General features: G+C 70.2%; 18 protein-coding genes. All 18 read right to left on the bottom strand.

What is annotated here, in order from left to right; genetic code table 11:
* Nucleotides 1-285: 285 nt before the first annotated feature.
* The 18 genes from CCR97_RS04550 to CCR97_RS04465 all read right to left on the bottom strand — a co-directional run bounded on the left by CCR97_RS04550 (nucleotide 286) and on the right by CCR97_RS04465 (nucleotide 24,154).
* Nucleotides 286-1,359: a protein-glutamate methylesterase/protein-glutamine glutaminase gene (locus CCR97_RS04550; protein ID WP_111359816.1), complete on the bottom strand. Its 1,074-nt coding sequence runs from the start codon at nucleotides 1,357-1,359 to the stop codon at nucleotides 286-288.
* Nucleotides 1,360-1,362: 3 nt separating this feature from the next.
* Nucleotides 1,363-2,187 (bottom strand): CheR family methyltransferase, encoded by an 825-nt coding sequence (locus CCR97_RS04545; protein ID WP_244670263.1) that lies wholly within the window; start codon nucleotides 2,185-2,187, stop codon nucleotides 1,363-1,365.
* Between the two features lie 95 nt (nucleotides 2,188-2,282).
* Complete coding sequence (locus CCR97_RS04540) at nucleotides 2,283-4,268, bottom strand: methyl-accepting chemotaxis protein (RefSeq protein ID WP_111359815.1); 1,986 nt, start codon at nucleotides 4,266-4,268, stop codon at nucleotides 2,283-2,285.
* A gap of 123 nt (nucleotides 4,269-4,391) precedes the next feature.
* Nucleotides 4,392-6,266: a methyl-accepting chemotaxis protein gene (locus CCR97_RS04535; RefSeq protein ID WP_201159334.1), complete on the bottom strand. Its 1,875-nt coding sequence runs from the start codon at nucleotides 6,264-6,266 to the stop codon at nucleotides 4,392-4,394.
* Nucleotides 6,267-6,313: 47 nt separating this feature from the next.
* Nucleotides 6,314-6,841 (bottom strand): chemotaxis protein CheW, encoded by a 528-nt coding sequence (locus CCR97_RS04530; RefSeq protein WP_111358599.1) that lies wholly within the window; start codon nucleotides 6,839-6,841, stop codon nucleotides 6,314-6,316.
* Nucleotides 6,842-6,844: 3 nt separating this feature from the next.
* Entirely contained in the window at nucleotides 6,845-8,584 is a 1,740-nt protein-coding gene (locus CCR97_RS04525) for a methyl-accepting chemotaxis protein (RefSeq protein ID WP_111358600.1), read from the bottom strand.
* Nucleotides 8,584-9,132, bottom strand: a complete 549-nt coding sequence (locus CCR97_RS04520) for a chemotaxis protein CheW (protein ID WP_111358601.1) — start codon at nucleotides 9,130-9,132, stop codon at nucleotides 8,584-8,586. The genes CCR97_RS04525 and CCR97_RS04520 overlap by 1 nt, the downstream gene beginning before the upstream one ends.
* Nucleotides 9,133-9,150: 18 nt before the next feature.
* Entirely contained in the window at nucleotides 9,151-11,283 is a 2,133-nt protein-coding gene (locus CCR97_RS04515) for a chemotaxis protein CheA (RefSeq protein WP_111358602.1), read from the bottom strand.
* Nucleotides 11,280-11,648 (bottom strand): response regulator, encoded by a 369-nt coding sequence (locus CCR97_RS04510; RefSeq protein ID WP_111358603.1) that lies wholly within the window; start codon nucleotides 11,646-11,648, stop codon nucleotides 11,280-11,282. The genes CCR97_RS04515 and CCR97_RS04510 overlap by 4 nt, the downstream gene beginning before the upstream one ends.
* Complete coding sequence (locus tag CCR97_RS04505; protein WP_201159333.1) at nucleotides 11,645-11,995, bottom strand: STAS domain-containing protein; 351 nt, start codon at nucleotides 11,993-11,995, stop codon at nucleotides 11,645-11,647. Before CCR97_RS04505 ends, CCR97_RS04510 begins: the two co-directional genes overlap by 4 nt.
* A 337-nt stretch (nucleotides 11,996-12,332) precedes the next feature.
* The gene (cysG, locus tag CCR97_RS04500; RefSeq protein WP_201159332.1) at nucleotides 12,333-13,835 is read right to left on the bottom strand and encodes a siroheme synthase CysG; all 1,503 of its coding nucleotides are present in this window, start codon (nucleotides 13,833-13,835) and stop codon (nucleotides 12,333-12,335) included.
* Nucleotides 13,822-16,137 carry a nitrate reductase gene (locus CCR97_RS04495; RefSeq protein WP_201159331.1) on the bottom strand — a complete coding sequence of 772 codons (2,316 nt, stop codon included), beginning with the start codon at nucleotides 16,135-16,137 and terminating at the stop codon, nucleotides 13,822-13,824. The genes cysG and CCR97_RS04495 overlap by 14 nt, the downstream gene beginning before the upstream one ends.
* 8 nt (nucleotides 16,138-16,145) lie before the next feature.
* Complete coding sequence (locus CCR97_RS04490; RefSeq protein ID WP_111358165.1) at nucleotides 16,146-17,753, bottom strand: sulfite reductase subunit alpha; 1,608 nt, start codon at nucleotides 17,751-17,753, stop codon at nucleotides 16,146-16,148.
* Nucleotides 17,750-19,528, bottom strand: a complete 1,779-nt coding sequence (locus CCR97_RS04485) for a NirA family protein (protein WP_111358164.1) — start codon at nucleotides 19,526-19,528, stop codon at nucleotides 17,750-17,752. Before CCR97_RS04485 ends, CCR97_RS04490 begins: the two co-directional genes overlap by 4 nt.
* Before the next feature lie 10 nt (nucleotides 19,529-19,538).
* The gene (locus tag CCR97_RS04480) at nucleotides 19,539-20,801 is read right to left on the bottom strand and encodes an NAD(P)/FAD-dependent oxidoreductase (RefSeq protein ID WP_111358163.1); all 1,263 of its coding nucleotides are present in this window, start codon (nucleotides 20,799-20,801) and stop codon (nucleotides 19,539-19,541) included.
* A gap of 133 nt (nucleotides 20,802-20,934) precedes the next feature.
* Entirely contained in the window at nucleotides 20,935-21,744 is an 810-nt protein-coding gene (locus CCR97_RS04475) for an ABC transporter ATP-binding protein (protein WP_111358162.1), read from the bottom strand.
* A gap of 11 nt (nucleotides 21,745-21,755) precedes the next feature.
* Nucleotides 21,756-22,682: a nitrate ABC transporter permease gene (gene ntrB / locus CCR97_RS04470; RefSeq protein WP_111358161.1), complete on the bottom strand. Its 927-nt coding sequence runs from the start codon at nucleotides 22,680-22,682 to the stop codon at nucleotides 21,756-21,758.
* Nucleotides 22,683-22,846: 164 nt separating this feature from the next.
* Nucleotides 22,847-24,154: a CmpA/NrtA family ABC transporter substrate-binding protein gene (locus tag CCR97_RS04465; protein ID WP_111358160.1), complete on the bottom strand. Its 1,308-nt coding sequence runs from the start codon at nucleotides 24,152-24,154 to the stop codon at nucleotides 22,847-22,849.
* Between the last annotated feature and the right edge of the window lie 142 nt (nucleotides 24,155-24,296).

Genomic DNA, 24,296 nt, shown 5'->3' with positions numbered 1-24,296 from the left:
AGCGCTGCCGTAGCCGCGCCGGCCGCCGAGGCGAGTGTCGACGATTTCCTGTTCTGAGCCACATCTCGGTTGATCAGCTCGCCGTCATTCCGGGGCAGCGAACTCGGGTCGGCGCTTCGCGCCGCCCGAGCACAGGCTCCGCGCCGAACCCGGAATCCAACCCAGAATGCGGAGCCCATCGCTGGGTTCCGGGTTCGCGGCTTCGCCGCGCCCCGGAATGACGGCGAATCGATAAACTGGATCGGTTTGAGACCGCCCGCCCGGTGCTTCCCGGACCGCCGCGTGTCAGCCGCCGGCGCGAAGAATCTCGGCGGGCAGGCGATCGAGCGGCAGCACGCGGTCGGCGGCGCCGAGCGCGATCGCCTCCTTGGGCATGCCGAACACCACCGAGGTGGCCTCGTCCTGGGCGACCGTGTGGGCGCCGGCCTGCTTCATCTCGAGGAGCCCGCGGGCGCCGTCGTCGCCCATCCCGGTCATGATGATGCCGACCGCGTTCGCCCCCGCGTAGCGCGCGGCCGAGCGGAACAGCACGTCGACCGACGGCCGGTGACGCGACACGAGCGGCCCGTTCTTGATGCCGACGTAATAGCGCGCGCCGCTGCGCTGGAGCATCATGTGACGATCGCCCGGTGCGATCAGCACGCGGCCGCGCAGCGCCGTGTCGCCATCGGCGGCCTCCTTGACCTCGACGGCGCACAGGCCGTTCAGACGGCGCGCGAAGGCGGCCGTGAACATCTCCGGCATGTGCTGGACGATCAGGATCGGTGGGCAGTCGGCCGGCAGCACCTCGAGCACGGCGCGCAGCGACTCGGTGCCGCCCGTCGAAGCGCAGATGCAGATCACGGTCTCGGTGGTGCGCGCCATGGCCTGGCTGGCGCGCGGCGGCGCCAGCATCACGTCGGCGGTCAGCTTCTTCTGAACCGCGAGCGTCGATCGCCGCGGCAAGCAGTGCAGCCGTGCGCGCGCCGCCGCCTTGACGGCGTCGCAGATGCGCAGCCGCGACTCGATCAGGAACTGGGTGACGCCCATCCGGGGCTTCTGGATGACGTCGACGGCGCCGGCCTCCAGCGCCTGGACCAGCGTCTCGGAGCCGGCCTCGGTGAGCGACGAGCACATCACCACGGGCACCGGACGCTGGCTCATCAGCTTGCGCAGGAACGTGATGCCGTCCATGCGGGGCATCTCGACGTCGAGCGTGATCACGTCCGGCACCTCGGACTGGATCCGCTTCGCGGCCACAAACGGATCGGACGCCGTCCCGATCACCTCGATGTCCGGATCCTCGGCCAGGATGCCGGCCAGCGTCTGCCGCACCGAGGCGGAGTCGTCGACGACCAGGACCCGGACCGGTGCCGCCATGGCTCAGCTCCGACGATAGACGGCCGTGCCGGCCGGCCGTACCGGCAGGTCAAAGCCCGACAGCGTCTCGGAATGGCCGAGGAACAGCCAGCCTCCCGGCCGAAGATGATCGCAGAGCCGGCGCAGCACCGCGAGTTGCGTCGGCTTGTCGAAATAGATGAGAACGTTGCGGCAGAACACGATGTCGAGGTCGCGCTCCATCGCGTAGCTCGCGTCCATCAGGTTGAGGCGGCCGAACTGCACCATGGCGCGCAGCTCCGGCACCATCCGCACGAGCCGCGACGACCGATCCTTCGCCCGCATCACGTAGCGGGTTCGCATCTCGGGCGGCACCGGCGTCACCATCTCCACCGGGAAGATGCCGCCCTGGGCGGTGCCGAGAACCTCGGTGCAGATGTCAGTCGCGTAGACGACGCCGGACAACTCGGGCGTGCGGCGCTGCTGCTCGGCGAGGACCATGGCGATCGTGTAGGCCTCCGCGCCCGTCGACGCGGCGGCGCTCCACACCTTTACGGGCGAGCGCACCGAGATCCGCCGCTCGGCGGCGATCTGCGGCAGGACGCTGTCCGTTAGGATGCGGAAATGCTCCGGCTCGCGGAAGAACTCGGTCTTGTTGGTGGTGACCACGTCGATCAGATGGACCTCCTCGGCGGCCAGTCCCTGATCGTTGAAGAGATACTTGCAGTACTCGTCGAGGCTGCGCATGCCGAGGGCGCGGACGCGCTTGCGCAGCCGCCCCTCGATCATGGTCGACTTCGAAGGCGGCACCTTGATGCCGCTGTAGTCGTGGATGAAGGCGGCGAGGCGCTGGAAGTCCCGCGCGCCCAGCCGGTCGTGGCCGTCGACCCAGCTCGGCTCGGCGGCTCCTGTACCAGCGTCGGCGGACGCCTTGGCGAGTGCTCGGCTCACGATCCCGGCCCGCCTCAGCTCGCGCGCTCGAACTGCGCATCGTGCGCGTCCGGCCCGCCCGACGAGAGGTCGAGCTTGTAGCCGCCGCGCGTCTGGGTCTTGGCCTGCGGCTGGGCGTAGGCGGCCCGCACCTGATCGACGAGCTTGTTGGCGCCGCCCGCGGCCGGACGCGCAGCGCGCACCGCGGGCTCGGCCGCCACCGCCTTGGCCGACGCCTTGCCGACCGGCGACCGGCCTGCCGCAGGACGACGCGCCGTGGCGGACGCCACCCCGCTCTCGTCGGTGCGGAAGTACGCGATGCTGGACTGCAGCTGCTCGGCCTGGGCCGCGAGCTCCTCCGAGGTCGCCGACATCTCTTCGGAGGCCGAGGCGTTCTGCTGCGTCACCTTGTCGAGTTGCTGGATCGCCTGGTTGATCTGCTCCGCGCCGATATCCTGCTCGCGGCAGGCCGCGCTGATCTCGGAGACGAGCTCGGCCGTCCGCCGGATATCCGGGACGAGTCGCGTGAGCATCTCGCCGGCCTCCTGAGCGGCCTTGACGGTCTGCGACGACAGCGTGCCGATCTCGGCCGCCGCGGTCTGGCTGCGCTCGGCGAGCTTGCGCACCTCCGAGGCCACGACCGCGAAGCCCTTGCCGTGCTCGCCGGCGCGCGCCGCCTCGACGGCAGCGTTGAGGGCGAGCAGGTCGGTCTGCCGCGCGATCTCCTGCACGATCGTGATCTTCTCGGCGATGGTGCGCATCGCCTCGACGGCGCGGGCGACGGCGTCGCCGCTCGACTCGGCGTCGGCCGCCGACTTGCGGGCGATCGTCTCGGTCTGGGTCGCATTGTCGGCATTCTGCTTGATGTTCGCCGCCATCTCCTCCATCGAGGAGGACGCCTCCTCGGCCGAGGCCGCTTGTTCGGTCGCGCCCTGCGACAGCTCCTCCGAGCTCGACGACAGCTCCTGGCTGCCCGAGGAGACGTTGTCGGCGGCCGTCAGCGCCTCGGCGACCACCTGGCGCAGCTTCTCCACCATCTGCTCGAGCGCGATGCCGAGCATGTCGCGATCCGAGAAGCGCCGCACCTGCACGGTCAGGTCGCCACCGGCGATCATGTCCGCCACCTCGGCATTGGTGCGCAGATTGGCGGTCATGCGCTCGAAGGCGATGCCGAGCGCGTCCTTGTCGGAGAGCCGCTTGAACGCGACGTTCAGGTCGCCCTCGGCGATCTTGTCGGCGATCGCCGCGGTGGCACGCAGATTGGTGGTCATCCGACTGAGCGAATCGACCAGATCCTTGATCTCGTCGTTCGACTTCACGACGACCGTCTGATCGAGGTCGCCGAGCGCCACGGCTTGAGCCAACTCGCCGGCCTTGGCGAGACCGCGGCTGATCGACAGCGCCATCCAGACCGCGATGCCGGCGGCGATCAGAATCGCGGCCGCGACGACCGCGAGCATCAGGGTCCGGGCGCTTTCGTAGTCCTGCTTGGCGGCCTGCTTGACCTCCTCGAGGCGACGCTGGTTGATCTCGACGACCGTGTTGAGGTTCTTCTGCATCTCGGCCACGGCCTGGCGGCCCTGCCCGGTCGACAGCTCGCGGGCGTGCTCGACATCGCCCTGGCGAATGTGCTCGCGCAGACGGTCCTGAATGGTGGCGAGCTGCTGCATCGCCGAGCGTATCGCGACCCACAATGGCTTGTTCTGTGCGGTCGCGGTCTCGTCCGCCTTCTCGATCCGGGAGATCAGGAGCTGGCGATCCTTGGCGATCTCGGCGTCGTAGGCCTGCGCCTGGTCCTTGCTCGCGGCCATGACCAGGTTCTTCTCGGCGCGGACCAACAACAACAGGTTGTTGTTCAGCTCGAGTGACATCTGCATGCGCTTGACGGGTCCTTCGGTGACCCGCTCGAGCGTCGCGTCCATCGATGCGAGATTGGTGATTCCGAGCCAGGCCGTAACGCCGGACAGGACGATGATGGTCGCGAAGGCGAGCGCGAGCTTCAGCTTGATCGTGAGTCGCATGGGTTACCTGCCGGGGCGGTCGTGACGGATCGGGCTGTCGGGCGATGACCCGCCGGAGCGGGGGTGGCGGCACCGCGGGGAGCGGGGGCGAACCCGCCGCCCCCGCGGCGCCGAAGGTGTGTGTCAGCTCGCGCGCTCGAACTGCGCGTCGTGCGCGTCCGGGCCGCCGGCCGAGAGATCGAGCTTGAAGCCGCCGCGCGTCTGGGTTTTGGCCTGCGGCTGGGCGTAGGCCTGCCGCACCTGCTCGACGAGCTTGTTGGCGCCGCCCGCGGCCGGACGCGCGGCCGCGCGCGCCGGCGCCTCCGATGCAGCCGTCTTGGTCAGAGCCTTGCCGGCCATCGCCCGACCCGGCGCCGGACGGCGCGCCGCGACGGGCGCGGCCGCGGCGCTGTCGTCGGTGCGGAAATAGGCGATGCTGGTCTGCAGCTGCTCGGCCTGCGCGGCGAGCTCCTCCGAGGTCGCCGACATCTCTTCCGACGCCGAGGCGTTCTGCTGCGTCACCTTGTCGAGCTGCTGGATCGCCTGATTGATCTGCTCGGCGCCGATGTCCTGCTCGCGGCACGCCGCGCTGATCTCCGACACCAGCTCGGCGGTCTTGCGGATGTCCGGCACGAGGCGCGTGAGCATCTCGCCAGCTTCCTGCGCCGCCTTGACGGTCTGCGACGACAGCGTCCCGATCTCAGCCGCCGCGGTCTGGCTGCGCTCGGCGAGCTTCCTCACCTCCGACGCGACGACGGCAAAACCCTTGCCGTGCTCGCCGGCGCGCGCCGCCTCGACGGCCGCGTTGAGCGCGAGCAGGTCGGTCTGGCGGGCGATCTCCTGCACGATGGTGATCTTCTCGGCGATGGTGCGCATCGCCTCGACGGCCCGGCCGACCGCCTCGCCGCTCTTCTCGGCATCCTCGGAGGACTGGCGGGCGATCTTCTCGGTCTGCGTCGCGTTGTCGGCGTTCTGCTTGATGTTGGAGGCCATCTCCTCCATCGAGGACGATGCCTCCTCGGCCGAGGCGGCCTGCTCGGTCGCGCCCTGCGACAGCTCTTCCGAGCTCGATGACAGCTCCTGGCTGCCGGCCGACACATTGTCGGCGGCGGAGAGCGACTCAGCCACCACCTGGCGCAGCTTCGTGACCATTCGCTCCAGCGCGATTCCGAGCGTGTCCTTGTCGGAGAAGCGCTCCACCCGCACGGTGAGGTCGCCGTTGGCGATCGTGTCGGCGACCTGGGCGTTGGTGCGCAGGTTGCCCGTCATCTGGTTGAGCGAGTCGACCAGGTCCTTGATCTCGTCGTTCGACTTGACCTCGATCTCCTGGCTCAGATCGCCGATCGCGACTGCCTGAGCGAGCGTGCCGGCCTTGGCGAGACCACGGCTGATCGACAGCGCCATGAACACCGCGGTGCCGACCGCGGTCACGAGCGCGAAGGCGACGAGGCCGATCAGCATCGTGCGGGCGCCCTCGTACTGCTCGGCCGCGTTGACCTTGGCCTGCGCGAGGATCTTCTGGTTCGCATCGATAATGGACCGGAGATGCTTCTGAACGTCGCCGACGTGCTGACGCGCGACCGTGCCGGAGAGTGTACGAGCCTCATTCTGCTCGCCGCGTCGCATCGCCTCGCGAATCTTGTCCTGAACAAGCGTGTACTGTTGAAACGCGGTTCGTCCCGAAACCCAGAGCGGGCGACGTTCGGCCGCCGCTGACGCCTCGCCCTTCTCGAGCGCCGCGCCGATCGACTGACGGATCGCGGCCATCTCGGTCTCGAACCGGTCCGTCTCTTCCTTCGATGACGCCGTGATGAGGTTCTTCTCTGCCCGCACCAGCGTCAACAGCTCACCATTCAGCTCGAGCGAGAACTGCATACGCTGCATCGGCCCGTCGACCATGCGCTGCAGCGTCTGGTCGAGGGAAGCGAGATTGGAGATACCGAGCCAGGCCGTGACGCCGGACAAGACGATGATGGTCGCGAAGGCGAGAGCGAGCTTCAGCTTGATCGTGAGTCGCATCGGGGCATTCCTGGCAAGGACACTTCAGGGGGTACGTCAGATAGACGTCAGGCGGCTCGCACGGCCGGCGCCGAACCGTCGTCCCGGGCCGCGGGCATGGCCCGCTGCGCGGTGAGGACGGCGGGGTCCGACGTGAACAGGCGGACGATGTCGAGCACGGCGACGAACCCGCCGCGGTGGCGGCCGACGCCGAGGATGTGGTCGTGGCTCCACGCCGTGCCGATGTCGGGCGGCGGCTCGAGCCGCCCCTCGTCGAGAGCCGCCACCTCGAACACCCGATCGGCGGTGAGGCCGATGGCCAGGGTGCGGCCGGGCAGCGGCACGTCGAGCACGACGATGCGGGTCTGCTCGTCGCTCGCGATGCGCGGCAGGCCGAGCCGGGTCCGCAGGTCGATGACCGCGACGGCGCGACCGCGCACGTCGATCAGACCGTCGAGATGGGCCGGCGCGTCGGGGATACGGAACACCTGCTGGGTCGGCAGGATCTCGAGCACCATGGAGACGGGAACGGCGAAGATCTCGCGGCCGATCCCGATGGTCACATAGAAGGTATCGCCGGCACTGGTCTGCGTCATGGGTCAGCTCGCCCGCTCGAATTGAACGTCGTGTGCGTCAGGCCCGCCGGACGTCATGTCGAGGCGGAAGCCGGCCTTGCCGGGCGCCCGGGCGGGCGTCGCATAGGCGGCGCGCACCTGATCGACGAGCTTGTTGGCGCCGCTCGCCGCCTTGCCGACCGGACGCGCCGGGCGCTCCGCCGCCGCCTTTACGGCCGCGACCTTGCCGGCCGTCGTACGCCGCACGGTCGCCGCAGGCACCGCCGCCGCGCTCTCGTCGGTGCGGAAGTAGGCGATGCTGGCCTGGAGCTGCTCGGCCTGGGCGGCGAGCTCCTCGGACGTCGCCGACATCTCTTCCGAGGCGGACGCGTTCTGCTGCGTCACCTTGTCGAGCTGCTGGATCGCCGTGTTGATCTGCTCGGCGCCGATGTCCTGCTCGCGGCATGCCGCGCTGATCTCCGACACCAGCTCGGCGGTCCGGCGGATGTCCGGCACCAGCCGCGTCAGCATCTCGCCGGCCTCCTGCGCAGCCTTGACGGTCTGCGACGACAGCGTGCCGATCTCGGCCGCCGCGGTCTGGCTGCGCTCGGCGAGCTTTCTCACCTCCGAAGCGACGACCGCGAAGCCCTTGCCGTGCTCGCCGGCGCGCGCCGCCTCGACGGCCGCGTTCAGCGCGAGCAGATCGGTCTGGCGCGCGATCTCCTGCACGATGGTGATCTTCTCGGCGATGGTGCGCATCGCTTCGACGGCGCGCCCGACCGCGTCGCCGCTCGACTCGGCATCGGTCGCCGACTTGCGGGCGATCGTCTCCGTCTGGGTCGCGTTGTCGGCGTTCTGCTTGATGTTCGCCGCCATCTCCTCCATCGAGGACGACGCCTCCTCGGCCGACGCGGCCTGCTCGGTCGCACCTTCCGACAGCTCCTCGGCGCTCGACGACAGCTCCTGGCTGCCGGCCGACACGTTGTCGGCGGCGGCGAGCGCCTCGGCGACGACCTGGCGCAGCTTCTCCACCATCGCGTTGACGTGGCCGATGAGGTCGCCGATCTCGTCCTTGGACGCGGTGTCGACGGTCCGGGTGAGGTCGCCGGCGGCGACGGCCTGGGCGAGCGCGCCGGCGCGGGCGAGGCTGCGGCTGATGCTGGTCGCCATCCAGATCGCGATCACGGCGGCGAACAGGAGCGAGGCCCCGACGACGCCGAGCATCAGGTTGCGGGCGCTCTCGTACTGGTCGGTCGCGGCCTTCTTGGCGTCCTGCAGCCAGTTGCGCAGGATGCCGGTGATCTGGTCGAGATTCTTCTGAGCGTCGACCACATGCTGGCGGGCCGCCGTGGCCGACAGCTCGCGGGCTTCTTCCCGGTCGCCGCGGCGCGCGGCGTCGCGCATCCGATCGTGCACCATTCCGAGCTGCTGGATATTCGTGCGAATTGCCGCCCAGATCGGCTTCCCGACCGCCGTGGAGGCGGCCTCGTCCGCGTCGACCTGCTTGAGGATCGCCTGCCGCAGGTCGAGCATCTCGGCTTCGTAGCGAGCGGTCGTCTCCTTGTCGGTCGCGAGCACGAAGTTCTTCTCGGCCCGGACCAACGCCATCACGTCGAGGTTGCGGCGCTGCGACGCCTCCAGGCGCTTCGCCGGTCCATCGACCAATGCACTGAGGGTGGCGTCCAGCGAGGCGAGGTTCGAGATGCCGAGCCAGGCCGTGACGCCGGACAGGACGATGACCACGGCGAAGGCGAGGGCCAGCTTGAGCTTGATCGTGAAGCGCATCATAGGTCTCCTGAACGCGCGGCCGGCGTGCAGGTCGGTCGTCGCTCTGACTTGGTTGCGTCGAGGCCCGGATCGGCGGACGACGGTGACAGAATGCGGGCGAGATCGGGAACGACGATGAAGTCGTCGCCGCGCTTGCCGATGAAGCGGATATAGTCCTGCCGCCAGCGGGTGCCGACCCGCGGCACGTCCTCCAGCGCCGAGGCGGCGAGCTCGGTCACCTCGTGCACCTTGTCGGCCCGGATGCCGATCACCGTCGGCACCCGGTCGATCTCGATTTCGGTGACCACGATGCGGGTGTCGATCGTGTCGGGCGCCTGCTCCATGCCGAACTTCAGGCGCAGATCGGCGAGCGGCACGACCTTGCCGCGCACGTTGATGAGCCCGTTGACGAAGGGCTCGCTGCCGGGCACCTCGGTGACGGGCACGAGATCGAGGATCTCGCGGACCTGGGAGGCCTCCAGCGCGAAGGTCTGGCCCTGCAGATCCATGGTCAGCACCTCGAGGGGCCGGCCGGCAACGTGATCGGACGTTTCGAAGCGGTTCATGGCGTGATCCTTCGCGGCTCAGCTCGCGGCCTTGAGCCGCTCCTCGGAGGCCTGCCCGTCGGCGACGAGTTGCGGCACGTCGAGGATCAGGGCGACGCTGCCGTCGCCCAGGATGGTGGCGCCGGAGAACACCCCGATGCCGGCGTGCAGCCGCGACAGCGACTTGATGACGGTCTGATGATCGCCGATCACCTGGTCGACCACGAGGCCGACCCGGAAGCCGCCGGCCGAGACGATGACGACCTTCTGATAGGGATCGGGCGGCAGCCGGGACGCGAACTGCTCGCGCAGCCGGATATAGGGAACGAGATCGCCCCGGATGTTGAGGAAGCAGCGGCCCTTGGCGCGCAGATCCTCCTCCGGGGTGAGCTCGACGCACTCCTCGACCGCGCCGAGCGGGATGACGTAGCGGCCCTTGCCGACCCGCACCAGGAGGCCGTCGATGATGGCCAGCGTGAGGGGCAGGCGCAGCGTCACCTCGGAGCCGTGACCGGGCGTGCTCTTGACGTCGATCGAGCCGCGCAGGTCGTCGATGGTGCGCTTCACCACGTCCATGCCGACGCCGCGGCCGGACAGGTTCGTCACCTCGCGGGCCGTCGAGAAGCCCGGCGCGAAGATGATCTTGAACAGCTCCTCGTCGGCGAGCCGGGCGCCCGGCGCGATCAGACCGTTCTCCTCGGCGCGCGCCTGAATGCGGTCGCGGTCGAGCCCGCGGCCGTCGTCGCCGACCGAGATCAGCACCGCGGCGCCGGCGTGGCGGGCGGTGAGCGAGACGCGGCCGGTCGCCGGCTTGCCGGCGGCGGCGCGCCCGTCGCGTTGCTCGAGGCCGTGATCGGCGGCGTTGCGGATGAGGTGGACGAGCGGATCGGCGAGGCGCTCGATCACGGTCTTGTCGAGCTCGGTCTCCTCGCCCGAGGTGATCAGCTCGATGTCCTTCCCGAGGTCGCGCGAGAGGTCGTGGACGAGCCGGCGGAAGCGGCCGAACAGCGAGCCGATCGGCATCATGCGGACGCCCATTGTGGTGTCCTGCAGCTCGCGGGCGAGGCGCTCGATCTCCTCGGTGACGGACTTCACCTGCGGGTCGTGCGAGGCGGCGGCGATCTGCTTCAGGCGCGACTGGGCGATGACGAGCTCGCCGACCCGGTCCATCAGCTCGTCGAGCCGCTCCGCCGGCACCCGGATGCTGCCGGCGCCGTGGCGGCCGGTGGCCGCTCCCGGACCGGTGGCGGACGCGGCCTGGCCCGTTGCGCCGGGGGCGGCGGTCTCGGCCGGAGTCGCGGCGCGCGTCTCGGCGCGGGGCGCTTCGCGAGGCGCGCTCGGAGACGCGCCGACGTCGCTGCGCCGATCGAGCGTGCTCCACACGGCCGCCGTATCGGACAGGGCCGGCACGTCGGTCGACGGAGCCTGCGGCACCGCCGCGGCGGCGGCCGGCGCGGCCAGCTCGATGCCCAGCTCCATGTCGTCGAGGAGGAACATGAACACCTCCTCGATGGCGTCGCGCGGCTTGGCGGTGGTGAGCAGCACCTCCCAGCCGACGTGACAATCGAGCGGGTCGATCTCCTCGAGCCCGGGAACCTCGCCGGTGCGCGCCACCACGGTCGCGGTGCCGAGCGAATGAAGGTCCTCGATCAGCAGGAGCGGGTTGGTGCCGGTCGCCATCGCGCCCTTGGGCAGGCGGAACGTCACCCGGAACGTCTGCTCGGCGGCGGCCGCCGGGGCCGGCGCCTGCGACCGTGCCGCGCCGTCGACGGCGTCGCGCGCCGTGCTGCTCGTCGGCCCGCTCGCCAGGATCAGGTGGAGCCCGCGCAGAATCGTGTCGCTGGCCGCCTCGTCGGCGTCGGCCGGCGCCTCGATCAGACGGCGCATCTGATCCTTCGCGTGGAGGGTGAGCGCGATCAGCTCGGCCGTCGCCGCCACCTCGCCCTTGCGGACGCGATCGAACGCGGTCTCGACGTGATGCGTGAAGGCGGCCAGCCGGTCGAAACCGAACATCGCGCCCGAGCCCTTCAACGTATGGAGCGCCCGGAAGGCGGCGTCGATCAGGTCGGCGTCGCCGGGCCGATGCTCGAGGTCGAGGAGCGTGTGCTCGAGCTGCTCCAAGAGCTCCTGGGCTTCCTGGCGGAACGTGTCCGCTGCATCGACGATGGTCATGCGCCGAGGACCTTCCTGACCACGGCGACGAGCTGGTCTTGCTGGAACGGCTTGGTGATCCAGCCGGTGGCGCCCGCCTCCTTGGCCTCCTTTTTCACGTTGGCGTCGGATTCGGTGGTGAGGAACAGGATCGGCACGCCGCGATAGGTCGGCAGCTTGCGCAGCTCGCGGATCAGCGCGAGGCCGTTCATCACCGGCATGTTGAGATCCGTCACGATCATGTCGACCGGATTGGCCTTCGCCTTGGCGAGGCCGTCGGCGCCGTCGTTCGCCTGCAGCACGCGGTATCCGGCGCCCTGCAGCGTGAGCTGCACCATCTGGCGCACGCTGGCGGAGTCGTCGACGTTGAGGATGGTCTTGCTCATGGATGATCCGTTGCTTGCAGCCAGAACGGGGCGCCGCCGCACGGGTCGGCGGGATCGACGGCGAGAAAGCCGGCGCGATCGAGCGCGCGGCGCAGCGCGCCCCCGGCGGGCGCGGCGAGATCGAGAGACTTGCCGGCCGCACGCGCGCTGCGCCGGGCGGCGAGCAGGAGCTGGACGAGCGTGAGGTCGAACTCGGAGACGTCGTCGAGCCGGATCCGCACCGCGACGGCACGGTCGAGCTCGGTCCGGAGTCGCTCGTGCGCAGCCGCGATGGTGCGGACCGTCTGCGCACCGGCGAGGTCGAGGACTGCGACCTCCGGGACAGCATTCTGGTTGGGACTGATCACGGTACACACCTGTGGCGATCGTCGGGGCGATGCGATTATCGCATTGCCGCCTTTGGTCTTTCCGCCACGGGACTTACCCGGTCCGGCTTTAAGCCAGACTTAACAGGTGATAGCCGTGGTTATGAGCACTTACTAATAAAGAACCCAAAAATATTATCTAGAATTCGTCTCGACCCCGGGCCGGAGCGTTACCGGTTTCGGCGTCACGCGCCTGTCGCGAATATGGAAACATGCAACGGGCCGTGGCATTTCAGGGCGACCACGCCATCGTGGAAATCGTAAACGCGGCGACCCTGCAGGTCCGTCCCGAGCGCCCTGGCGTCGTGATCCGACGTGATCAGACGCGCGCCGCGGCGGAATTCCGCATGGCGGTCATGCAGGCCCGACCTCGGGACGAATACGGACTCAGGTCGTCGGAGCAGCCGTCGCGTGCCGCCGCGCGCATCGCCTCGCCGATTATCACGACGCACGGTCCGGTCGTCAGAGCGTCGATGTCGTGCACCAGTGCAGCGACGGTCGTGATCACGTCGCGCTCGTCCGTCCGGGTCGCGTTCGCCACGGCGACGGCCGGCGTGGTCGGCGGCAGCCCGGCGGCGAGCGCCCGCGCGACCAGGGCCGGCAAGGTCTTGCGCGGCATGTAGACGACGGTCGTGACGGACGGATCGGCCAACGCCGCGCCGTCGAGATCGTCAGGCAGGCGTGCATCGCGATCGTGACCCGTGACGTACTGCACGCGACGCGCCACACCGCGGGCGGTGAGCGACACGGAGAGGCTCGCCGCCGCGCCTTGCGCGGCCGTGACCCCCGGCACCACGGCGACCGCGATCCCGGCGGCGCGCGCCGCCGCGATCTCCTCGCCGGCGCGCCCGAACACGCCGGGATCGCCGCTCTTCAGCCGCACCACGCGCTTGCCCTGCCGCGCGAGGCCGACCATCAGGGCGTTGATGTCGTCCTGCCGGCAGGACGGGCGATGGCCGGTCTTGCCGACCAGGAGCGTGCGGGCCTCACGTCGCGCGAAGGCGAGCACCTCGGGCGAGACGAGATCGTCGTAGAGGACCACGTCGGCGCTGCGCAGCGCCCGCACGGCCTTGAGCGTCATCAGCTCGGGAGCGCCGGGGCCGGCACCGACCAGCGTAATCGCGCCCTCGCTCGCGCCGGCATCGCCGGCGAGCAGATCGTCGAGATCGTCACGGGTCGGGCAGCGATCGGGTTCGAGAAAAGCCCGGTCGGCGAAGCGCTGCCAGAAGGCGCGGCGCGCCGTCATCGTGACGAAGCGGCCGGCGACCTCGGCCCGCCATGCCTTGGCGGCGTCGAGCCAGCGCGCCAGGCCGACCGGGATCAGCGCCTCGATCTTGGAGCGCAACGTCTGGGCGAGAACCGGCGCGGCCCCATCGGTCGAGATGCCGACGACGAGCGGCGAGCGGTTGACGATGGCGCCGAACTGCACGTCGCACAGATGCGGCCGGTCGACCGCGTTGACGATGGCGCCGGCGCGCCGCGCCGCCGCGACGGCGGCCTGCGCCTCCGCCTCGTCCTCCACCGCGACGATCACGACGCGCGCCGCCTCGAGGTCGTCGGGCCGCCAGCCGCGCGCATGGAGCACGACAATACCGTCCGGCACCGACTGCGGGGCGGCGCGCATCTCGTCGGACATCTCGTCCGCGATCACGTCGACGCGGGCGCCGGCGGAGGCGAGGAGACGCGCCTTCCAGGCGGCTCCGGCATTGCCGCCGATCACGACGGCGCGCTGTCCGCGCAGCGGCACGAACACGGGCAGAACGGCGAGCGGCGCGAGGCCACCGGCGCGCGTCTCCTCCGGATGGCGGTCAGGCTGCGGCACGGGACGCCTCCGCGAGAAGCCGCTTCAGCTCGGGCAGGCAGGAGCCGCAATTGGTGCCCGCCTTCACGGCCGCACCGATCGCGGCCGTGTCGGTCGCACCGTCCGCGACGGCCGCGAGGATCGCGTCGCGTCCGACCGAGAAGCACGAGCAGACCAGCGGCCCGCATGCCGCGGCCCCGTCCGGCGCGCGGCCCGAGAGCATCGCGAGGCGCGTCGACGGCGCAAAAGTCTCGCCGAGCGACGGCGCGAGCGTCTCCCAACGCGGCGTCCGCCCAGCCGGACCGAGAAACACGGCGCCGGCGAGCCGCCCGTCGGCGAACGCGGCGATCCTGATCACGTCGCGGGCGGGATCGTGCAGCTCGGCGCATTCGCAATCCGGAAACAGCGCACGCATGGCGGGCGCCAGGGTCTCGATCGGCGCGTCCGCGGCAAGGCTCCAGGCGAAGCCGCCGGCCACGGCGATCCGTGACCACCAGAGATCCCGCGGCAGCGACAACGGCCCGCACGACAGCGCGAAGCCGGCGCGCCGCATCGTCACCGGCGCCACGGTCGCCGGAGTCGCCTTCGCCTCGGGCTGGCCCGAATACGGATCGGTCGCGCCCTGCACCAGCGGCCCGACTCGGCCGTGCGACGACGTCTCGGCGGTCCAGTGGATCGGCGCGAAGATCTCGCCGGGCCGCACCACGTCGGTCGCGACGACGCGCAGCACGGCGCTGCCATGCGCGGTCTCGACCCGGGCAAAGCCGCCGTCAGACAGGCCAAAGCGGGCGACGTCGTCGGGATGGATTTCGAGGAAGGGCTCGGGCCGGTGCGCGCCGAGCCGCGGCGAAAGCCCGGTGCGCGTCATCGTGTGCCACTGGTCGCGGATGCGGCCGGTGTTGAGCCGCAGCGGATAGCGCGGCGACACGGCCGCGGCGAGCGCCGGCATCGCGGCCGGCACGAAACGGGCGCGGCGGTCGGCCGTGACGAAGCCGCCGTCGCCGAACAGCCGCGCCGTGCCGGCGCGCGTGCCGCGCAGCACCGGCCACTGGACCGGCGCCAGCGCGTCGTACTCGCTGTCAGTGAGATCGGCGAGACCGGCGATGTCGAAGGCGCGCGCGCCGTCGTTCTCGAAGCCGGAGAGGGCCGCGTGCTCGCGAAAGATCGCGGCGGGGCCCGTGTAAGCGAACGCCGCGGCGTGACCGAGCCGCGCCGCGACGCGCGACATGATCCACCAGTCCGGCTTCGTCTCGCCGGGCAGCGACAGCACGGCGCGCTGGCGTGAGATGCGCCGTTCGGAGTTGGTGACGGTGCCGTCCTTCTCGCTCCACGCGGCGGCCGGCAACCGGATGTGAGCACCGGCCGCGAGCGTGTCGTTCGACGCGACGTTCTCGGAGACGATCAGCAGCTCGAGCTTCTCGAGCGCCGCCTGCACTGCATCCGCGCGCGGCAGCGACACGGCCGGGTTGGTCCCCATCACCCAGAGCGCCTTGATGCGACCGTCGGCGACGGCGTCGAACAGATCGACGGCCTTCAGCCCCTCGCCCGTGACGATGTGCGGCGCGCCCCAGAAGCGGCGCACGCGATCGATTTCGGCCAGCGCGAAGCCCATATGCGCCGCCAGCATGTTGGCGAGGCCGCCGACCTCGCGGCCGCCCATCGCGTTCGGCTGCCCGGTGAACGACAGCGGCCCCGTGCCGGGCTTGCCGATGCGGCCGGTGGCGAGATGACAGGCGACGATGCCGGTCACCTTGTCGGTGCCCTGCGCCGACTGGTTGACGCCCTGCGAGTAGACGGTCACGACCTTTTCGGTATCGCGCCACGCCGTGACGAACGCGCTCACCTCGCCGTCGGAGAGGCCGGTGCGGGCCGCGACGGTGGCGAGGCTCGGGGCGATCTCGCGGGCGCGGGCGAGCGTCTCGTCGAAGCCGGTCGTGTGCGCCGCGATGAACGCGCGGTCGAGCGCACCGATCTCGGCGATCTGCGTGAGCAGATAGGCGAACAGCACCGTGTCCTGCCCCGGCGCGATCGCGAGGTGCCGATCCGCCTCCTCGGCCGTCGCGGTGCGGCGCGGATCCAGCACGATCAGCCGCGTGCCGCGGGTGCGGCGGCCATCGACCTCCGGGTGCAGGAGACGGGTCGAGAGGCTGAGCGTCTCGCCGAGCGCCGCCCCCTTCGAGCACAGCCGGCCGGCATTCGCCGGATGCTCCGGATCGCCGGCGATCGCGAGCCCCCCCTGCCCGTCCGGCGTCGCGACGACGCCGCAGCCGACGCCGCAATACGGGCAGGTTGTGTGGACCGGGGTGGTCGACGATGCGGTCATCCTCGTCCTCAATACACGTCGGCCTGATAGCGGCCCGACTTCTTCAACGCCGCCACGTAGGCGACGGCGGCGTCCGCCGCCTTGCCGCCATGCCGCTCGACGATGTCGACCAGCGCCCGCTCGACGTCCTTGGCCATCCGCTTGGCGTCGCCGCACACCGCGACATGGCCGCCCTCCTCCAGCCAGGCGAACAGCTCGGGTCCGACCTCGCGCATGCGATCCTGCACGTAGAATTTTTGGGCGCCGTCGCGCGACCAGGCGAGCGACAAGCGCGTCAGCACGCCGGCGCTCTTCAGCGCGTTCAGCTCGCTCTCGTAGAAGAAGTCCTGATCACGTCGCTGATGACCGAAGAACAGCCAGTTCTTCCCCGGGGCGCCGGTCGCGGCGCGCTCCTGCAGGAAGGCGCGGAACGGCGCGATGCCGGTGCCGGGCCCGATCATGATCAGCGGCGTCGTCGGGTCCTGCGGCACGCCGAAGCCGTGCGCCCGCTGGATATAGACCGGAACGCAATCGCCGACGGCGAGGCGCTCGCCGAGATACGTCGACGCGACGCCGAAGCGGCCCCGCCGGTTCACCGTGTAGCGCACTGCATCGACGGTGAGCGACACGCGACCCGGGTTCGCCTTCGGCGACGACGAGATCGAGTAGAGTCGCGGCTGCAGCGGATCGAGCGCCTCGACGAAGGCCTCGGCGGAGGGGCGCACGCCGAACTTCATCAGCGCCGCGAGCACGTCCAGAGACGCGGCGTCGCCGTCCGGATCCTCGCCGACCGCGAGAGCACGGGCCTTCTGACGCAGCGCGCCGCCGGTGACGTAGGAGAAGAGCTGGAACAGCGCGTCGGGCGCGGCGCCGAGCGACACGTCGCGCGACAGAACCTCGAACAGCGGCTCGCCGTTCACCAGCCCCTCGGGGCGCGCGCCGAGCTGGGCGATCACCGCATCGACCAGACCCGGCGCATTCCGCGCGAGCACGCCGAGGCTGTCGCCGACCGTGTAGGTGACGCCGCTCTCGGAGAGATCGAGCTCGACGTGGAACGTCTCCTTCTCCGAGCCCGGCCCGTTGAGCCGGCGGCGACCGACGAATACGGCCTCGACAGGCGCCTCCCGCGAGAATCCACGCTCACCCGTCGGAGCAGACGCGGTTTCGGCGACGGACGGAGCGAGCGACGGCGCCGTGCGCGTCTCCGCGGCACCGATCTCGGCTGAAAGGACCTTGACGGCGCGGAACGTGTCCTTGCCGCCCGGCGCGCACAGATTGAGCCGCGCCTCGGCGCCGGTGACCAGCGCGTTCGCGTAAGCCGCGCAGGTGTAGCCGCACTGGCCGCAATCCTGCTGCGCCATCGCCGCCATCAGACGCGGGGCCAGGGGGCGCCCCTCGGCGAGCTGCTGGCGCTCGGCGAGCGGCATGGCCGGATCGTGCCATGGCGCGTCGTCGTTGTCGGCGAGGGCCGGACCCGCGGACGCGGCGGCGCCATCCGGCGCAGCGACCGGCAGCGGCGCCGTCCCGGGCGCGGCGAGCGTGGCGAAGAACCCGCCGAGCCAGGCGCGCTGCTCCGCCGAGAACGGCGCGGTCTCGGGCAGCACGAACACGGACGGAGGTTGCACGGATGCGTTCATTCGGCGGCCTCCAGGGTGCGCACCTCGCGTGGCGCCACGCCTTTCAAATGATCGATGCCCGTCCTCAGCGTGAATTGCTGAAACGTCTCGGCGGGTCCGCCGCGGCCGGCCAGATAGGCGCGCAGCAGCGCCTCGACGTGATCGGCGGCCGCGTCGGCCCGAACGCCGGTCCACAGCACGCGGCCGATCGCGGCGTTCTCGGCGAAGCCGCCGCCGACCACGATGTCGTAGCCTTCCACCGTGTCGCCGTCGTCGCCCACCAGCACCTTCACGCCGATCAGCCCGATGTCGCCGATGTAGTGCTGGGCGCAAGAGTTGGGACAACCGGTGAGATGGATGTTGACCGGCACGTCCAGCGCGAGGCGCGCCTCGACCCGATCGGCGATCGTGAGCGCATGCTCCTTGGTGTGGGCGTTGGCGAACTTGCAGCCGGTCATGCCCGTGCAGGCGACGAGGCCGGCCCGGATCGAAGTCGGTTGCGCCGAGAGGCCCAGGTCGGCGAGACGGCGCTCCACCTCGCCGGCGCGCTCCGTCGCGACGCCGGACATGATCAGGTTCTGCCACACGGTCAGCCGTACATCGCCGTCGCCGAGATCGCGGGCGATCGTGGCGAGACCGCGCACTTGATCCACCGAGAGGCGGCCGACCGGGACGACGACGCCGACATGGACACGTCCCGCCTGTCGCTGCGGATGCACGCCGAGATGCCCCATGCGGTCGATCGGCGGGCGCGGTGCGACCTGCGTCGCCTCGACCCGGTCGAGCCTGCGGCCCAGCACCGCCTCCACCTCGGCGAGAAACGCCTCGAAGCCGAGCCGATCGAGCACGTATTTGAGCCGCGACTTCGCTCGGTTCGTGCGGTCCGCCTCGGCGATGAACACCCGCACGATCGCGTCCGCCACCGCCGTGCAGTCGGCCGGCTTCACGACGACGCCGGTGTCGCGCGCCAGATCGCGGTGGCCCGAGATGCCGCCGAGCGCCAGCCGCATCCAGATGCCGGCCGGCACGGCGGCGCCGTCCAACACCTCGACCGCCTGGAAGCCGATATCATTGGTCTCCTCCAGAGCCGGGATCCGTCCGCCGCCGTCGAACGACACGTTGAACTTTCGTGGCAGGCCGATGAGAGAGCGATCGTTCAGGATATGGAAGTGCCAGGCGCGCGCCAGCGGCCGCGCGTCGATCAGCTCCTGCGGATCGATGCCGGCGGTCGGCGAGCCGGTGACGTTGCGGATGTTGTCGGCGCCGGCACCGCGCGCCGTCAGGCCGAGATCCGACAGGCCTTCGAGGAACGGCGCCGCGCTCTCGGGCGCGATCTCGCGGATCTGCAGGTTGGCGCGCGTCGTCACATGGACGTAGCCGCCGCCGAATTTTTCCGCGAGGTCGGCGACGCCGGCGAACTGCCAATGATTCAGAATCCCGTTCGGGATGCGCAGTCGCGCCATGTAAGAGGTCTGGGCGGGCGCCACCCAGAACAGGCCATGATACCGCCAGCGGAAGTTGTCCTGCGGGTTCGGCGCCTTGCCGGCATCCGCGTCGATCTTCAGCCGCGCATAGGCATCGAGTGGATGCTCGGCCCGCTTCCACTTCTCCTGATCGGCGAGTTTTTGTCCCCCGGCCAGGACCTTGTCCTGTGCGACGAGATGCAGGGCGTCGGGTCCACTCGGCGCCGGCTGCGCCGCAGGCCCCGGGCCGGCGCCCGCCACCGACTTCATCACGGCCATGCCGGCCGCCATGCCCTCCAGATAACGCTTCTGCTCGGCGGAGAAGTCGGTCATCGGGCGATCCTCAGGCTGCCTCGGCGACCGCTTCGGCGGCCGGTTCGAGTGCCGGCTCGATTGCACCGAGAGGCATCTCGACGGGTGGGCCGAACACTAGCTCATCGCGCATCGCCGAGACGTCCGCACCTGTCGTGATCAGATCCTGGTAGAAGCCGGCGTGGCGCGTCTCGCCGACCAGGATGGCGCCGACAAGTCGATCTTCGGCGACGACCAGTCTGACGTAGCGGCCCGCCGTCGGATCCGAAAGCGTGATGACCTCGGCGCCAGCGGGCGGCATCACGTCGCCGGCCGAGAAGACCGGCACGCCGGAGACCTTCAGGCGCGTCGAAAGAAGCGTCCCGGAATAGTGCGCGTCATCGCCGGCGAGCCGGCGCGCCAGCACGGCGGCCTGCACGTAGCCCGGCTCGACCAGACCGTAGACGGTGCCACGATGCGACACGCACTCGCCGATCGCATGAATGCCGTCGGCCGAGGTCGCGAGCCGATCGTCGACGACGATGCCGCGTTCCACCGACAGGCCGGCCCCGACGGCGAGCCCGACCGACGGCCGCACCCCGACCGCGACGACGACGATACCGGCCGGCAGCCGCCGACCGTCGCCGAGCCGCACCGCCTCGACCTGATCACGACCCTCCACAGCGGCGGTCTGCGCCTCCAGCACGACGTCAACTCCGCGCTCACGCATCGCCGCCTCGACGATCCGCGCGGCGCCAGGATCGAGCTGCCGCTCCATCACCCGGTCGGCGAGGTGGACGAGCGTGACGGCGACCCCGGCGCGGGCGAGCCCGTAGGCCGCCTCGAGGCCCAGCAGGCCGCCGCCGATCACCACGGCCGGAACCCTGCGCCGCGCCGCCTCGCGCATGAGCGCGACGTCGGCGAGATCGCGGAACGTGATCACGCCGGGCAGGTCCATGCCGGGCACCGAAAGTCGGATCGGCTCCGACCCGGTCGCGAGCACGAGACGGTCGTACGGCACGACGCCGTGGCCGCCGATGCGCACCTCGCGCTCGGCCGTGTCGATGCCGGTCGCCCGCGCCCCGGTGATCAGTCGCACCCGGTTGGCGAGATACCAGCGGCGATCGCGGAAGCGGCAGTCGTCGTCCGTCACCTCGTCGGCGAGCAGTGCCGAGAGCAGCACGCGGTTGTAGGCCGGCACCGGCTCGGCGCCGACCACGGTGATGTCGTAGCGCTCGGGCGCCCGCCGCGTCACCTCCTCGACCAGGCGCAGCCCGACCATGCCGTTGCCGACGACGACCAGCCGCTCACGCATGGCTGGCTCCCATACTCGGAGCCAGCCGGCCTGCACCTCTCCCCGTTGCGCGGGGAGAGGGAGAGCGAGCGCTGTTCCCCGGAGTTTCAACGGAGATCATGACCGTGTTTCCAGCGAACCCACCATCGTCCCCTCACGCCGCCTCGACGAAGCGGTTGCGGGCGTAGAGGAACTCGATCACGGCGGCACGGCAGCGGTTGTACTCGTGGTCGTCGACCAGATCGAGCCGACGGCGCGGCCGGGCGAGGTTCACGGTCAGCACCTCGCCGATCGTGGCGGCCGGGCCGTTGGTCATCATCACGATGCGGTCGGAGAGCAGCACGGCCTCGTCGACGTCGTGCGTGATCATGATCATGGTGTTGTTCAGGCGGGCGTGGATCTCCATCACCTGATCCTGGAGGTGAGCCCGGGTCAGCGCGTCGAGCGCCCCGAAGGGTTCGTCGAGGAGAAGAATCTTCGGCTCCATGGCGAGCGCCCGGGCGATGCCGACGCGCTGCTTCATGCCGCCGGAGATCTCGGCCGGCCGCTTGTCCTTGGCGTGGGCCATGTTGACGAGCGCGAGGTTCTCCATGATCCACTCGCGCCGCTCGGCCCGCGAGCGCTTGCCGCGAAACACCTTGTCGACGGCGAGCGCGACGTTCTCGTAGACGGTGAGCCACGGCAGCAGGCTGTGGTTCTGGAACACGACGGCGCGGTCCGGCCCCGGCTCGTTCACCTCGTGCTCCTCGAGGATCACGCCGCCCGTCGAGGCGCGGAGGAGTCCGGCGACGATGTTGAGGAGCGTCGACTTCCCGCAGCCCGAGTGGCCGATGATCGAGACGAACTCGCCGGCCGTTATGCGCAACGTCACGTCGCGCAACACTTCCGACGTTGTGCCGGCGCGCGAAAAGCTGATGCCGACGTGGTCGATCTTCAGGTAAGCGTCCTTGAGACAGGCGTCCATGGCGGGCTCCATCAGTTCGACGCGGTGCCGCGGGTGACCAGCACGGCGGCGCCCGCCACCAGCCGGTCGAGCAGGAAGCCGACGCCGCCGATATAGGCGAGCGCGACGACGATGTCGGGGAGCCGCGAGGAGTTCCACGCGTCCCAGATGAAGAAGCCGATGCCGACACCGCCGGTGAGCATCTCGGCCGCCACGATGGCGAGCCAGGCGAGCCCGATGCCGATGCGCAGGCCGGTGAAGATGTAGGGCGCTGCCGACGGCACCATGATCTTGACGAAGAACTCGAGGTGATTGAGCCGCAGCACCCGGGCGACGTTGCGGTAGTCCTGCGGGATGTTGCGGATGCCGACCGCGGTGTTGATCAGGATCGGCCAGATCGAGGTGATGAAGATCACAAAGATGGCGCTCGGATTGGCGTCGCGGAACGCGGCGAGCGAGATCGGCAGCCAGGCGAGCGGCGGCACGGTGCGCAGCACCTGGAACACCGGATCGAAGCCGCGCATCGCCCACACCGACTGGCCGACCACGGCGCCGATCAGCACGCCGGCGACCGCCGCGAGCCCGAAGCCGATCGCCACCCGCTGCAGCGAGGTGAGCACGCGCCAGCCGAGCCCGATGTCCTGCGAGCCGGCGACGAAGAACGGATCGAGGATCAGGTCGCTCGCCTCGCTCCACACCCGCGAGGGCGGCGGCAGCGACGAGGTCGGGCTCCAGCACGCCATTTCCCAGACGAGGAGCAGGAGCGCGGTGACGACGAGCGGCGGCACGAGCGTCGCCGCGATCCGGCGCGCGACCGGCAGGACGCGCGCGGCGACCGGCGGCGTCTTCAGCGCGAGCGGCACGACCGTCGCGGGTTTCTGCGCGGTAGGCGCGACGGCGGGCGGCGCGCCGCTCTCGGCGGCGAGCCGCACCTGCGACACGGTCTTGAGCTTCGGCATGGATGTCGCCACGGGGGGCTCCTGGGATTGTTGCCTTCGCCCTCGTGATGAGGAGCGGCCGAAGGCCGCATCTCGAACCACGAGGCCCGATCTCGGAGAGCCGCCCCCGTCCTTCGAGACGGCCGCTGCGCGGCCTCCTCGGGACGAGGGCTGTTGCTAGGACCTTACACGGTCACGCGCTTGATGCGCTGGGCGCGCAGATAGGCCATCGGGTCGGCGGGATCGAACCTGACGCCGTCGAAGAAGGTCTCGACGCCGCGGCTGTCGGCGGTCGGAATGCCCGAGACGCCGAGCGTCTTCGCCGCCTCGATCCACAGGTCCGAGCGGTTCGTCTTGTCGACCAGCGCCTTGATGTCGATCGAAGGATCGAACTTGCCCCAGCGGATGTTCTCGGTGACGAACCAGGTATCGAGGCTCTTCCACGGATAGGAGGAGGAGCCGCCCTCGCCCCAGAACTTCATGTAGAGATTGGTGCCCTTGGCGGTGCGGCCGTTGCCGTAGTTGATGTCGCCCTTGATGCGGCCGATGATGTCCGGCACCGGAACGTTGAACCACTGCCGGCGGCCGATGATGGCGGCCATCTCGTCCTTGTTCTCGGGCTTGTCGCACCACTGCTGCGCCTCCATCACGGCCATCAGGATGGCCTTGGCGGCGCGCGGATTCTTGTCCACCCAGTCGGCCCGCATGCCGAGGATCTTCTCGGGATGGCGGAACCACAGCTCGCCCGTCGTCAGCGCCGTATAGCCGATGTTCTGGTTGACGAGCTGCTCGTTCCACGGCTCGCCGACGCAGAAGCAGTCCATGTTGCCGACCTTCATGTTCGCCACCATCTGGGGCGGCGGCACCGTGATCACCTTGATGTCGGTGTCGGGGTCGATGCCGCCGGCGGCGAGCCAGTAGCGGATCCACAGGTCGTGCGTGCCGCCCGGGAACGTCATGGCGGCGGTGAGCTCCTTGCCCTGCGCCTTCTTGCGCTCGAAAGCGGCCTTGAGCGGCGAGACGTCCTTCTCGATCTTGAGGTCCTTGTACTCGTTGGAGACCGAGATCGCCTGGCAGTCCTCGTTGAGATTGAGGAGCGTGTACATCGGCAGCGGCTGATTGTTCTGCATCACCTTGCCGGTCGCGTAGAGATGCGTCTTGGGCCGCAGGATGTGACCGCCGTCGATGCCGTTGCGCTCGGTGCCGAGCGCCATGTTGTCGCGCGTCGCGCCCCACGAGGCTTGCTTGGCGATGTCCATGTCAGGCAGGCCGTGCTTGTCGAAGAAGCCCTTCTCCTTCGCGATCACCAGCGGCGAGGCATCGGTGAGCGCGATGTAGCCGAGCCGCGTGCCCTTCACCTCGGGCCCTGCCCCTTGTGCGAACGCGCCCGCCGGCAACGTGGCCTTGGCGGCGGCGAGGAGGGCTGCCGTGTTGGCGACATCGCGCAGGAAGCGGCGGCGGGTGGAGCGCGGCGCGCGGGGGGTGCTGGTCATGCTCTCTCGTCCTCGGTCGGCGAAAAAACAAAAAACGCCGCCGCTTCGAACCGACACGACGCGCCGCCCGGGATGCGGTGCGCTGGACAGATCGAAGCAGCGGCGTTGCTGCGTTTGGAAGGCGGCCCCGTCAGCGTCGGCG

The organism is Rhodoplanes elegans, from assembly GCF_016653355.1.
Classification (GTDB): Bacteria; Pseudomonadota; Alphaproteobacteria; order Rhizobiales; family Xanthobacteraceae; genus Rhodoplanes; species Rhodoplanes elegans.
This window is presented reverse-complemented; position numbering and strand designations above follow the sequence as displayed.

Bases quoted from the DNA above. Each gene is read 5' to 3' on its own strand.
- CCR97_RS04550 (WP_111359816.1), bottom strand. From the start codon at position 1,359: ATGGCGGCACCGGTCCGGGTCCTGGTCGTCGACGACTCCGCCTCGGTG.
- CCR97_RS04540 (WP_111359815.1), bottom strand. From the start codon at position 4,268: ATGCGACTCACGATCAAGCTGAAGCTCGCGCTCGCCTTCGCGACCATC.
- CCR97_RS04535 (WP_201159334.1), bottom strand. From the start codon at position 6,266: ATGCGACTCACGATCAAGCTGAAGCTCGCTCTCGCCTTCGCGACCATC.
- CCR97_RS04530 (WP_111358599.1), bottom strand. From the start codon at position 6,841: ATGACGCAGACCAGTGCCGGCGATACCTTCTATGTGACCATCGGGATC.
- CCR97_RS04525 (WP_111358600.1), bottom strand. From the start codon at position 8,584: ATGCGCTTCACGATCAAGCTCAAGCTGGCCCTCGCCTTCGCCGTGGTC.
- CCR97_RS04520 (WP_111358601.1), bottom strand. From the start codon at position 9,132: ATGAACCGCTTCGAAACGTCCGATCACGTTGCCGGCCGGCCCCTCGAG.
- CCR97_RS04515 (WP_111358602.1), bottom strand. From the start codon at position 11,283: ATGACCATCGTCGATGCAGCGGACACGTTCCGCCAGGAAGCCCAGGAG.
- CCR97_RS04510 (WP_111358603.1), bottom strand. From the start codon at position 11,648: ATGAGCAAGACCATCCTCAACGTCGACGACTCCGCCAGCGTGCGCCAG.
- CCR97_RS04495 (WP_201159331.1), bottom strand. From the start codon at position 16,137: ATGACCGCATCGTCGACCACCCCGGTCCACACAACCTGCCCGTATTGC.
- CCR97_RS04490 (WP_111358165.1), bottom strand. From the start codon at position 17,753: ATGAACGCATCCGTGCAACCTCCGTCCGTGTTCGTGCTGCCCGAGACC.
- CCR97_RS04485 (WP_111358164.1), bottom strand. From the start codon at position 19,528: ATGACCGACTTCTCCGCCGAGCAGAAGCGTTATCTGGAGGGCATGGCG.
- CCR97_RS04480 (WP_111358163.1), bottom strand. From the start codon at position 20,801: ATGCGTGAGCGGCTGGTCGTCGTCGGCAACGGCATGGTCGGGCTGCGC.
- CCR97_RS04475 (WP_111358162.1), bottom strand. From the start codon at position 21,744: ATGGACGCCTGTCTCAAGGACGCTTACCTGAAGATCGACCACGTCGGC.
- ntrB (WP_111358161.1), bottom strand. From the start codon at position 22,682: ATGCCGAAGCTCAAGACCGTGTCGCAGGTGCGGCTCGCCGCCGAGAGC.
- CCR97_RS04465 (WP_111358160.1), bottom strand. From the start codon at position 24,154: ATGACCAGCACCCCCCGCGCGCCGCGCTCCACCCGCCGCCGCTTCCTG.